The 12701-nt window shown below is 42.8% G+C and carries 9 protein-coding genes; 5 read left to right on the top strand and 4 right to left on the bottom strand.

Annotated elements, in window-relative coordinates:
- Positions 1–5: 5 nt before the first annotated feature.
- The 4 genes from D1164_RS12665 (at position 6) to D1164_RS12650 (ending at position 5568) form a co-directional block, all read left to right on the top strand.
- A complete protein-coding gene (locus D1164_RS12665; RefSeq protein WP_119350353.1) occupies positions 6–1604 on the top strand; it encodes a RagB/SusD family nutrient uptake outer membrane protein in 1599 nt (532 codons plus the stop codon).
- Positions 1605–1675: 71 nt separating this feature from the next.
- On the top strand, positions 1676–3088 hold the full coding sequence (locus D1164_RS12660; protein ID WP_119350352.1) for a hypothetical protein: 1413 nt from the start codon (positions 1676–1678) through the stop codon (positions 3086–3088).
- Positions 3089–3308: 220 nt separating this feature from the next.
- On the top strand, positions 3309–4607 hold the full coding sequence (locus tag D1164_RS12655; RefSeq protein ID WP_119350351.1) for a Gfo/Idh/MocA family protein: 1299 nt from the start codon (positions 3309–3311) through the stop codon (positions 4605–4607).
- A 19-nt stretch (positions 4608–4626) separates the two neighbouring features.
- On the top strand, positions 4627–5568 hold the full coding sequence (locus tag D1164_RS12650; protein ID WP_172594444.1) for a 3-keto-disaccharide hydrolase: 942 nt from the start codon (positions 4627–4629) through the stop codon (positions 5566–5568).
- Positions 5569–5690: 122 nt separating this feature from the next.
- Here the strand turns inward: D1164_RS12650 and D1164_RS12645 are convergent, their stop codons facing one another.
- Both D1164_RS12645 and D1164_RS12640 read right to left on the bottom strand, forming a co-directional pair.
- On the bottom strand, positions 5691–7649 hold the full coding sequence (locus tag D1164_RS12645) for a sialate O-acetylesterase (protein WP_119350349.1): 1959 nt from the start codon (positions 7647–7649) through the stop codon (positions 5691–5693).
- Between the two features lie 130 nt (positions 7650–7779).
- Positions 7780–9243 carry a Gfo/Idh/MocA family protein gene (locus tag D1164_RS12640; protein ID WP_119350348.1) on the bottom strand — a complete coding sequence of 488 codons (1464 nt, stop codon included), beginning with the start codon at positions 9241–9243 and terminating at the stop codon, positions 7780–7782.
- Positions 9244–9471: 228 nt separating this feature from the next.
- Here D1164_RS12640 and omp85 point away from each other — a divergent pair, with 228 nt between their 5' ends.
- Positions 9472–10794, top strand: coding sequence for an Omp85 family outer membrane protein (omp85, locus tag D1164_RS12635; RefSeq protein ID WP_119350347.1), 1323 nt, complete (start codon positions 9472–9474; stop codon positions 10792–10794).
- Here omp85 and D1164_RS12630 read toward each other — a convergent pair.
- A complete protein-coding gene (locus D1164_RS12630) occupies positions 10791–11861 on the bottom strand; it encodes a VOC family protein (protein ID WP_119350346.1) in 1071 nt (356 codons plus the stop codon). The genes omp85 and D1164_RS12630 overlap by 4 nt on opposite strands.
- 10 nt (positions 11862–11871) lie before the next feature.
- Positions 11872–12666 (bottom strand): SDR family NAD(P)-dependent oxidoreductase, encoded by a 795-nt coding sequence (locus D1164_RS12625; RefSeq protein ID WP_119350345.1) that lies wholly within the window; start codon positions 12664–12666, stop codon positions 11872–11874.
- Between the last annotated feature and the right edge of the window lie 35 nt (positions 12667–12701).

The raw sequence follows: 12701 nt of genomic DNA, 5'->3' as shown, positions 1-12701 counted from the left end.
ATAGAATGAAAAAGCTTATCTATATTATTATACTTGCAGTTACATTTGTTGGATGTGATAGTTTTTTAGATAAAAGGGATCCTACAGCAACTTCTTTCGTTGAGTTTTTCAACGACGAAGAAGATTTGCGCCGGGTGATTTACAGTAGCTATCTGGATGTTTTTACACATGCCACTAATAGGAAAACGCTATTATATATGTCTGATGGGAAATCGGACAATGCATATAGCCGGATTGAGGACGATCACCACCAGCGTATCGCGAACGGTAACTTTAACAGTAACACCACTGCATTTTTATATTACTACGAATTACAAATGAAACACCTCGGCCGTTTGAATACTTTTATTGCCAATGCCGATATCCCTTACGTGGAAGATGAAGCAGTCAGGCAAAAATACAAAAGTATACTGGAGGCCATGCGTGTATGGCATTACTTTAAGTTAACATTTCGCTGGGGTAATGTTCCGTTTCACCTGGAACCTGCCGACTTGACTGATGCTATTCAGCCGGCAACTTCCAAAGAGGAGATACTGGATCAACTATTCCCACTTGCAGAGGAAATAGCCAGCCGGCTACCGGCTGATGAATATACCACCGACAAGTACATGTTCAACCGGTATTCATTAAAAGCCTTAACCATGCGGTATGCACTTTATAACGGCCGGTACGAAATGGCGGCCAGGCTGGCCAAAGAAATAATGGATAGCGGCAATTATTCATTGCATCCTGTTTATGGTGACCTGTTTCAATATGATGCCTGCTCGGATAATAACGAGTTCATTATGCATATGAACAGAGAAAGCAATGGAAACAGGGCTACATACACTTTCAGGGATTTGGGGCCGCATTACCGTACAGGTCCCGGACAGTCATATCTTGTCCCGTTGAAATCGTTGATAGATTCATACTGGACCCTGCAGGGAAGGCCTATTGATGAGTGCCCGCTTCATACTAAAAAAGAGTATGAATTGGCTCCTTCACTTAACCGTGACCCACGTTACAGCGCAAGCATAATGGGGCATGGAGATGACTTTTATGGTGAGCCAATCGATATCTATAATGAAAATAACCCGATGTACTATGAGAACCAGCGTGCCAGTAAATCGGGATATTGGTTCAAAAAATATGTGTCCGAGTCGGATGCTTTTAAAAGCAGTGGAAATTTTGAATTTGCTTTTTTACGTTATGCCGAGGTATTGCTTACCTATGCCGAGGCAAAAATTATGCTGAATAATGTTGATGCCCTGGCTAAAAGCTGTATCAACCAGGTTAGGGAACGGGCCGGTTTGGATATGACCGTAGCTGACGTCACTTTGCCGGAATACGATGCATATAGTCAGCAGAATTGGATTGATTTAATACGGAATGAGCGCCGTATTGAGTTTGCCGCCGAAGGATTACGATATGCCGATATCATCAGGTGGCGAATTGCCGAAGAAGTTCTAAATAAACCTGCCTTAGGTCATACCAGGGAAGTGAATGGAGAACTTGTTTCTTTAAAAATAGAAGATCGTTCGTTCAAATCGAATAACTATTTGTGGCCTTTCCACGAAAATAGTTTGCGGGTTAACACGGGGTTGAAACAGAATCCGGGATATTAAAAATTTAGTGGTTATCCCTGGCAGATAAGAATATCTGTCAGGGATTTTTTTATGTTTCGTAATTGTTGAAAATGAAAAGTTTAAAAAGAACAATATGCGGTTTTTGTGTGCTTAGTTTTTTCAGTGGTGTACTAACTTTGCCATTGCAGGCACAAAAGTTTGTCTGGAAAGCAGATAATGATGGTTGGGTTTTAAGTAAAGAAACAGGTAGTTACAAATATGAAAAATTTTTTGCAATAGGAACCTGGCATGTTCCGGGTTATGAATTTACGGATTCTCTGGATGCTGATGAGCAAAGTTACCAAGAGAATGCTGCCCTGTTTAAAGAAAAATCGGACCCATTTAACATGCTTTTTATAACACCGGGCAATGAAAAAGATTATATGTCTGATAAAATAAATATACTCAACCCTTTTTCTCCCATTTTGCATTGCTATTTAAATGAAAAATCAGGGGTGCCGGAAGGTGCAGAAAAAGATTATTACAGAAGCCGGTTTATTAAAGAAAACGTGAATAATCCTGAGTTTGAAAATTATCTTGACTCAGAAATCAAAAAAATATTAGAAACTCTTCCGAATGATAAATACATGTATTCACATATTGATGAAATAGCATTGGGAGGTGTAAGTAAATGGGCAGTGCCTCCTGTTGTAGGAGCAAAAATTAACGAAAGAGTTAAAAAGCAAGATAAGAATTCACTTGTTTTTGTTGACCTGTTAGGACATTGTAAAGGGAGTACATATTTTTTTGAACAAAGGTACCAGGAAAAGTATGGCTCACTTCCTGAAGATCCGCCTTATGAGTTAATCGATCCGGAGGCGCGTAAATGCAAAATTCCATTACTGGGATTTGCCCAGGCTCATAATGGTAATCCGGTCTATCAGTTTAGCAATGGCGAATATTCATATACCGATTATGATTTTGAAACGTTAAAATCTGTTTGGTATGAAAATACCAGGTTAGTTGCGCAAGCATATAAAAATTGTGGAGATGTGTTTGGGATAAATGCTTTTCGCGACTTTTTTGCTTATCCGGAATTGTCTGGTATAACTGTCGATGCTCTTAAAGCCGGTTTAGGTAGCAAGATTCCTGTGTGGATATATTTTGATGGCAATGGATATGCAAAACCTTCCACGATGACGGAACAAGATTACATTCAGAACGTAAAATGTCAGATTTATACTTCTGTTATACATGGAGCAACAGGCATCCTTTTTTGGAACGATTGGCGTAAAACGCCGGAAGTCTTTGATGCGTTACTCCCCATGCTGAAGGAATTAAATGAGAATTTGCACATTATCAAGCTTGAAACAAAAGACAGGAAAATTGATAATGACTTACATATTATGATCAAAGAAAATGAAAAAGGTCAGAAATATATCATTGCATCGAATACAAGTAAAACAGACGTTATCTCGTTTGACATTCCCGGAAAGAATAAAAAAGAATTGCTCCCTTTGGAGGTTTATATTGCCCTTATTTGAATGGAGTGAGCTTTGAAGTTGATTTTGTTCTGAGAACTCACCGGAAATTTCCGGACTGAGTTCTATTGATTTCCCCAAAAGTTTAATAATTTCAGCAACTTAAATATGTATTACAGGGGTTTTACGACATAATCAACCGATTCAACATCATTTTATGTCCTTATTGATAGATGGGCATAATTGTCAGATAAATAGAAGATTAAATTATAAACCAAATTAAATGAGTCTAAAATCTAAAATTGACCGGAGGAATTTTTTGAAAACCACAGGTGTAGGGGTAATAGGATTTCCATTTGTAGTAAACGGTTTTACAAAGATGGCTGCCAGTGATAAAATCAGGGTAGCTCACATTGGAACCGGGAATATGGGCGGTTCGCACATTCGTTGGTTCTCGGCTTTCCCCGACGTGGAAACCGTAGCCTTATGTGATGTGGATGAGGTGCGGTTAGCTAATGCTCGCAAGGTCCTTGTTTCAAGCAATTCCTCTGCTAATCCAGAGCTTTATTCCGATTTCAGGCGTATTATCGACCGCAAAGATATTGATGTCGTTACCTGCGCCACACCTGATCACTGGCATGCTCTGGTGGCAATCAGTGCTTTTGAATCAGGAAAAGATGTGTACGGGGAAAAACCACTCTCTTTTTCTGCACAAGAAGGGAAAGTGATGCTACAATCCCTAAAAAAATACAATCGTATTTTCCAGTTGGGTACGCAAATTCATGCCAGTGAAAATTATCACCGCGTAGCTGAAATCATCCAGTCCGGGGCATTAGGGAAAATACACACGGTGCGTTTGTGGAAAAAAGGAGGTTCACCCGGCCTGGGCTTTCCCCCCAATGAGACACCACCGGAAACCCTCAATTGGAACATGTGGCTGGGGCCTGCCCCTTATACCGAATATACCCCTGTGAGATGTCATGGCTCATACCGCCACTTTTTTGATTACTCTGGTGGGGTATTTGCCGATTTCTGGTGTCATATTGCCGACATTATGTATATGTCTGTTCACCCCCAAGGCCTTGCCAGTATAGATGCCCGGGGCGATATTCCCGGTGACGGAATTGCCAATACGCCTAAGTGGATCGATGTAGATTTCAAATTCAAGGATTTGGATGTTTACTGGACTACCACTCCTCCCAAGGTGCCCGGAGCCGAAGAAATGGGAATTGGAGCCCATTTTGAAGGAGAAAAAGGAACCTTAACCTGCGATTACAATAACCGGGTGATTTCAATCGGAGGTGAAACAACAAACGATATTTCGGAGATTTCCCAAACAATTCCCCGCTCACCGGGCCACCAGCGAAATTTTTTGGATGCGGTTAAATCGCGCATTCAACCCGAGAGTAACCTTGAATATGTGCGTGAAATGACGTTGCCGATGCACCTGGCACTCATCTCGTTCCGTCTGAAGCGGAAATTGCAATGGGACTGTGTAAAAGAAGAGTTTGTAAATGATCCGGCCGCGAACTTTCTATTATCGAGGGAATACCGCTCTCCCTGGTCATTACCGGTTTATTGAAAATTTAAAAATGATAGAAATGAAAAAAGTATTGATATTTTTTGCCCTTTTTTCGGTAACATTTATGGGACTTGCCCAAAATAACGACCGTTTTACCTCCTTGTTCAATGGGAGAGATCTTGTTGGATGGAATATGCCAGGGAAGGTTCCCGGTTTTGAAGTGGTGGATGGAATACTTGTTGCATCTCCTCGTAACGGAAGTGAACTTTTTACAGAAGAGCAATATGGCAATTTTGTTTTTAAGTTTGAGTACCTCTTGTCGGAAGTAGGCAATAGCGGAGTGCTTATTCGTTGTAACCCTGAAAATCCTTGGGGAACAGGAGTGGAAGTACAGTTACTTGCACCATGGACTCCCTACCGCGACGATCTGCACTGCACAGGTTCCATTTACGGGTATGTGGCTGTAAATAACCGCCCCGACGAAACTACTGGGATTTGGCATGAGATGGAAATAAAATGCGATCGGAAAAGAATAACTATTTCTGTAGATGGAGCGGTGACCACAACTGCTGATATTGACACGGTAAAAAGTATGCAGGGCAAAAACCTTACGGGTTTCATAGGGTTTCAGTCGAACCATAGCAAAGAAGGAGAGTATGCACACTTCAGGAATATTTCCATTTTAGATCTTGATAACGATCCGGAATATGTAAAAAAAGGTTTTTACAGTGAGGATCCGGAGATAAGAAAGCAGGCCATGGAAGTTTCCGTTTTTAAAGGATCTTCAATGGTTAAAGTGTTGATTCAGATGATGGACGAAGATAATACGATGGCACAAGCCGGAGCCAAACAGGCTCTTTTTGATATTGTTGCAGGAATATCAGCACCTAATGCCATTGGAAAAGAAAGGGTAGTCGTTGCCAAAATGCTGAAGGAACAGAGTATGGATAGTACTTCGGAAATTACAGCCGAATACCTAAAATGGTTGTTGGAAATGCTAAATAGAACCATTACAGGGTAGTAAAATAAAAAGAGAAATAGGTAAACTCGATTGGAGGGTTACCTATTTCTCAAATTTTAAGCGACTACTAAAAATCCCTCATTCAATAGCTACTAATATTTTAATGTAGCAAACTGTTCCCTTTACTTTGCGATCCCCGGCCATTCGTCAGTTCGAAACGGGTTGGTCGGAAGTCCTTCCTTATTGTAAAGATTCAGATCATCCGGATTGTTAGCCCATCCGTAGCGTACCGCTACCGGGTTTGGCACTTCTTTGGAGTAAACGACTACGGTATTGTTACCGGAAAGTTCTGCTTGTGCCCAATGAAATTGTTGGTCGGGACCAGCCAATGTAAACCCTTTGAGGTATCCGTACTTGTCTTTTATTTCGAGACCCGACCCTGTTTCAGTAAAAGTAACAAAAGCTTTCCCGTCTTTAAATTCAACCGAGTGGTACATAGGGCCGGAGTGCACCACATCTTTGTTGTAGGTTGTTTTAAAGGCGTTCAGTACCAGTCGGCGGGCTACCTCTTGTTTGTTTTTCGGATGGATGTCGTCCGCCTCGCCAATATCAATGGCCAAAGCCATGCCGGTGTTTGGCAGGGCCAGGGCTTTGGTTTGTGCTTCCCTGAGTTCAGCCCATTCGCTTTCACCGGGTTGCTCCACAGGTTGCATGAAGTTGGCCAGTGAAACATACAAAAACGGGAAATCACCCTGCTGCCAGTTGCTGCGCCAGTCCTTTATAAGACTTGGAAATATACGCTGGTATTGTTTTGCCCTGCTGGCATTCGATTCGCCCTGATACCATATGGCACCCTTTATTCCGAAGGGAATCAGTGGATTGATCATGGCGTTGAAAAGCAGGGAAGGGTAGGCGCTGGGATCCACATTTACCGAGCCTATCTCTGCTTTGGAAATACGAAATTTCCAATTTCCCGAGATATCCATTTTTTCATTTCCTATGGCCAGAAACTGTTTTTCGGGATCGCCCCATATTCCACCGTTGCCACCTGTATCTTGTACCCGCACAACAATCATGTTTTTACCGGGTTTCAGGTATTTTTTATCGATGGTATAAATTCTGTCTTCATCGTATTTGTTCTCTGTTTTACCTATTTCTATTCCATTAAAAAAGGTAAGATCTGAATCGTCAATTTTACCCAAGTGAAGTGTCAGGTTCGCATTGGTTTGCTCCTCGTTCAGCTTTATTTCTTTGCGGTACCAGCCAATTCCGTCGATGTCAATGTATCCCTGGCTTTCCCAGTACAAGGGAGTTTTAATGTTTTCCCAGCTTCCATCGCTGTAGTTCAGCCCTGCCCAGACCGGTTTACCGTCAACCATTCCCTGGTCTTCGGTAGGTACTTCACCACCCAGTATTTCCTTGATTCGTTCCAGACGGGCCTGCCGGTATTTTTCCATATCCATCTGCTGTATTTCAATCAGTTTTTCCCTGAAATCAGGATCATTGCTGATAGTGCGCGGGCTAATCCAGGTTTCGGCAACTGTACCTCCCCAGGATGAGTGGATAAGTCCTACCGGAACATTTAACTCGTTATGCAACTCCCTTCCAAAAAAATAGCCAACTGCCGAGAATTGGGCTACTGTTTTGGGAGAACATTCCTCCCAGGAGCCATCGTCGATATCGTTTTGCGGGAACTGTGCAATAGCTCTTGGAACAGTGAAAAGACGGATGTCAGGATAATTGGCTGTAGCTATCTCCTCTGCTGCATTGTTCCCTTGCTCCACATGAAACTGCATATTTGACTGTCCGGAGCAAATCCATACTTCCCCAATCATAACATTTTGCAGTTCAATGGCATTTTTTCCTTCCACGGTTAAGGTAAAAGGGCCGCCATATTCCTGGGCGGGCAATGTAACATACCATTCCCCTTCTTTGTTTGTTTTTGTGCGGACGGTATTCCCATTCAGTGAAACAGTCACTCTTTCTCCATTGTCTGCCCAGCCCCAGACTGGAATTTCCATTCCCTGTTGAAGCACCATGTTTGAACTGAAGATTTGGGGCAATTTTACATCGGCAAACACATTCCCTCCAAAGAATGCGCTTAGCGCCATAGTCAATACTATTATCTTAAATTTTTTCATAGGTATAACATGAACGTTGTTAACCAAAGTTACTTATTTCTAACGTAGAATCGAGGGGGCTGTCAATTTATTTGGGAAGGTTTTGTATGAAAGTCATAGCCTCACTCAGGGTGAGACTATGACCTGCTTTTTAAACATTTAGCTGGCTTCCTGCCTCTGCTTTAATTTTAACGCCTGTGGTTCCTCCTTGCGAGAGGGAAACGTCAACCGGTTTATTGGTTTTCCAGGCTCCGTTCGTAAAATCCGGTACTTCAATGGAGTTGGATTTGTTGGCTACAGACCATTCGCTGAGCGGCGCTACAACACTCCAAAGTGCTGCATCATATACATCCTGGTCAAGTGCAATTCCATTACGCAGGCAGTCGATCAACCGCCAGTCCATTAAAAAGTCCATGCCACCATGACCGCCAACTTTCTTGGCCATTTCCCCTACCAACTTCACAATTTTCGGAGTATATTGCTCCTCAAGAGCTTTCATCTCATCTTCGTCGAACCAGCTGTGCCCTTTGGCAATTTTTCCCGGAAGAGGCCATTTTCGTGCAACTCCTTCGGTTCCACTTACTAAATGGATACGGGAATAAGGACGTGGGCTGGTTACATCATGCTGAATCATAATGTTTTTCCCTTTGGTGGTGCGCACCATGGTGGTATTCATATTACCACGGTAGCTGGCGGTGGCAAATTGTTCGTAAAAACTATCCTCAGCGGCCAATTCAGCGGCCATTTTTCCCATCTGAAAATCATTCGTTGACATGGAAGTGAGGTAATCCATTTTATCCCCCCGGTTTACATTCAGCACCTGGCAAACCGGTCCCAGTCCATGCGTTGGATAGAGGCTGCCGTCGCGCTGGTTTTCCTTGAGCCGCCACATATCCGAATAACTGTCTTTAGCAAAATTGCTTTTCAGTAAGTCATGAATATAAGCGCCTTCCACGTGAACAATCTCTCCGAAAAATCCCTGACGGGCCATATTTAGGGTGAGCAATTCAAAAAAGTCGTAACAGCAGTTTTCCAGCATCATACAGTGCTTTTTGGTGCGTTCCGAAGTTTCCACCAGTTGCCAGGCTTCCTCAACGGTAACAGCAGCCGGTACTTCTGTTGCCGCATGTTTTCCGCTTTCCATGGCATACACACTCATGGGCGTGTGCAACGACCAGGGCGTACAAATATAAACAAGGTCCACATCAGGGCTTTCACACAATTCTTTCCAGGCTTCTTCACTCCCCGAGTACTCTTTGGCTTTTGGTAATCCATGTTTTTCCAGAATACCCTGCCCCTTTGTTACACATTCCGGATCTTTGTCACATAAAGCTGTAATCTCCACACCTTCAATATTTGACATCCGTTCTATTGCCCCGGGGCCCCGGCTTCCTATGCCGATAAAACCAATACGTACTGTTTCAAGTTTCGGTGCCGCATATCCGCACATGTTAAATTGTTGTGGATGCGCTCTGCCTGCTGCTTCCTTAATAGAAGCCAGGGCTGATTCCTCAGTAACAACGCCTTGTTTGTTACATGAAGCTAACCCACCTGAAAGGACACCGGCACCTGTTACTCCCGCAATCTGGAAAAATTTCCTCCTGTTTGTTTTCATTTTTATCCTGAATTTTGGTGTTGAATTTGTTTTAAAAAGTACTTAAACCAAGTTTAAAAGCCTAAAAATATGAATTAAAAATGTCATTTTCAGTTTTTTTTGCTGAAAATTAAAGCTTGTTTTTTCTTTTTTCTATCTTAGATCACTAAAAAATAAGGATTTACTTTCATTATTATGCCTTAATTTTTTGAAAGATTTCTATCGATTAACTTATTAAACTGAATTGAAATGAAAAAAAACTTAATGGCTTTCGTTTTCTTTCTGTCGGCTCTTGGTCTTTATGCACAGGAAGAGGTGGTAAAAACCGGTTGGAATTTTGGCGCATTACCAACTGTTACGTTCGACACTGATTTGGGATTTCAATACGGTGCGCTGGTTAATTTATTTCATTATGGGGACGGGAGCCATTACCCCGGCTACGAACATTCACTCTACCTGGAAGTTTCCCGTTTTACAAAGGGAAGCGGAATTAACCGGTTTTATTATGATTCTGACCGGTTGATTGAAGGGTTACAAACTTCGCTGGATATAAGTTACCTGTCGGATCAGGCATACGATTTCTATGGTTTTAACGGTTTTGATGCAGTGGTAAATTCTGAATGGATAGATGATGAAAGCGATGAATACCTGACCAGAATGTATTATAAATATGACCGGAAAATGTTTCGGTTCAAAGTGGATTTGCTTGGTAAAATTTCGGAAGAAAAACTGAAATGGGCTGCGGGGGTCAATCTGTTAAATTTTAAGGTGGGGTCTGTAAATATTGAAAAGCTAAACAAGGGGAAAGATGAAGCAGATAAATTGCCCTCACTGGAAGAACAGCCCGGTCTTTTCGAAAAATACCGCGACTGGGGAATTATTCCGGAGGAAGAGATAGATGGTGGTTTTGTTCCTGAACTGAAGGCCGGTGTGGTTTATGATACGCGCGATAACCGTCCCAATCCGATGAAAGGGATCTGGACTGAAGCTGTTTTGATGGGAGCTCCTGAATTTTTGGGGGCCGAAAGTGGTTTTGCCAAACTAAGCCTGACCCACCGTCAATATTTTACCATTGTGCCGAAAGATTTATCGCTGGCATACAGGTTGGCCTGGCAGTCGACCATTGCAGGCCATGCTCCGTTTTATTATCAAACCCAGGTTATTGTTTCAGAATTGAAAGGTGCACTTTCCGAAGGGTTGGGGGGTGCCAAAACTCTTCGTGGTATACGCCGGAACCGCATGGTGGGAGACGGTTTTTTTTACGGAAACCTGGAACTCAGGTGGAAATTTGCCCGGTTTCGGTTTATCAACAACAATTTTTACCTGGGGTTGAATGGGTTCACCGACTTTGGGCAGGTCACCAAAAAGATGGAAGTAGAGCCTGTTGTCGCCAATCTGCCCCAACAGGAAGGTTATTTTGATGACGGTGCGGAAAAAATGCACTTCTCTTACGGAGCCGGCCTGCGGATTGTTATGAATCAGAATTTTGTTATAGCTGTTGATTACGGATTAGCCGCCGATGAAAGAGACGGGGATTCAGGTTTGTACATTGGATTAAACTACCTGTTTTAACTTTTGTCTTTTACTCTTTTAAAGCGGAACATTTTTAGCAGCCAGTTGGGCAGCGGGTGGTTACCCCGTTTCCTGAAATCTACAAACCAGCCGAATTTTTTCAGGATTGGAATTTTGTGGGTTTCTACAAACTCGATGAGTGTTCCTTCCGGTGCCTGGATGTAGGCAAAACTTCCAGCGGCTTCACCCATATCGAAAGTTTCCAGATCCCGGGCGCTGTCAACTGTAAACGGAAACCCCATACTTTTTACTTTTTCACGAAAGTAATCCATCCCGTTGATGTCAAAACAGAGGTGGATAAAACCGGGGTCGCCCCAGATGCGCCCGTCAAAAATACTTCGTGGTCCCCTGTCCAGCGCCTGCACCAGTTCAATGTAGGATGAGCCAAAAAACGGGCTGAAGGCACCACTTTTTACATCTGAATGCCTGAGTAGTATCCGTCTGAATTTGCCTGCTCCGCCAGGAATTTTCGCAAAATCATCGAATTGACCAGTGTGGTCGTAAATCACTTTATCGTATTGTAAAATATCACGGTAAACCTTCAGGCTTTCATCCAGATCATTGACGCCAATTAAGGCTCCCAGTACTCCGCCGGTAACCGATCGTTCGCGCCGGAATACTTCTTTTTCGTTTTTAATTTCCCAGTAGTTCCCAAAATGATCTTTCAGGAAAAAATGTTCATTTCCGTCAGGGGCCTCACAAATTTGTCCCAGAATTTTCAGTCCGGAAGTTTTAAATTTTTGGAAGGCTTCCTGTACATTGTCCGTTTTGATTTTTCCAATATTAATGCCGAGGTCGCCCAACTGGATTTCAAAACCAGGCATTTCCGGTTTTTTCCCTGTGTGTTGCCATATTTCAAAACCACCGCCTCCACGCATATTTAGCGCAAGCACTGCATGACGCGCGCGTGGTTCTCCTCCTGTGTGGGGAAGCATTAGTTCAGCCACGGCTTCTTCCTCAAACATCCTGATATCCATTGAGAAATGTTCCCGGTACCATTTCCATGCTTCCTGGAGGTTTTCCACTCCTACGCCCAATTGTTGTATTCCGTTAATTTTTCCCGTCATTCTTATTTTTTTACAATGGTTTAACCCTCGACGACATATAATAATACAAGGATGGAATAAATCGCCGGATATATACCATAAGCAATTCAGTACCGCCTACGAGTATCTCTTTTTGTTCTTTTTTTAGCTTTCTGCAAATTATTTTGGCCGTGGTTTCAGCACTTTTCCCTTTTTCCTGCCCCTCGTCCATTTTGCTGTGTGGTTGTCCGTTCTTATCAATTGCGTTTAGTGAAATATCTGTTTTTATCCGCCCTGGAATAATAACGGAAACCCGAATGTTATTCTTTTTATTTTCAGCCCGAAGGCTTTCAAAAAAACCGTGCAGCGCATGTTTTGATGCAGCGTAAGCAGACCGGTAAGGAAAGCCAAATTTCCCCACAATACTGGATGTGACCGCTATTTGTCCACCGCCGTTTTCAGCCATTCGCGACAGAACGGCTTTGGTAAGAGCCACCGTGCCAAAAAAGTTTACTTCAAAAATTTTACGATCTATATCCAGCGGGGTTTCGTTCACAAACGATCGCTGACTAATGCCCCCAAAGTGGTAGAGTGCGTCTATTTTTATCTTTTTTGAAAGTACGGCTTCCGCGGCAGAAACTACCGATTTTTCATCGCCCAGATCAAAAAGAATAACTTGTGCAGTACTCCCGTTTTTTTTGCATTGAGCTGCTACTTCTTTCAGCTTTGATTCGTTACGCCCCGAAAGGATCAGGTTGGTTTTTGCCTTTGAAATTTCAATGGCGACCGCCTTTCCGATTCCTGATGAAGCGCCGGTAATCCAGATGTTTTTTGCAAAAAAATCCATAATTTCCAGGTTTGCAGCCTACGAAGATAGTAGAA

It is taken from the genome of Mariniphaga sediminis, assembly GCF_003573545.1.
Lineage (GTDB): Bacteria > Bacteroidota > Bacteroidia > Bacteroidales > Prolixibacteraceae > Mariniphaga > Mariniphaga sediminis.
This window is presented reverse-complemented; position numbering and strand designations above follow the sequence as displayed.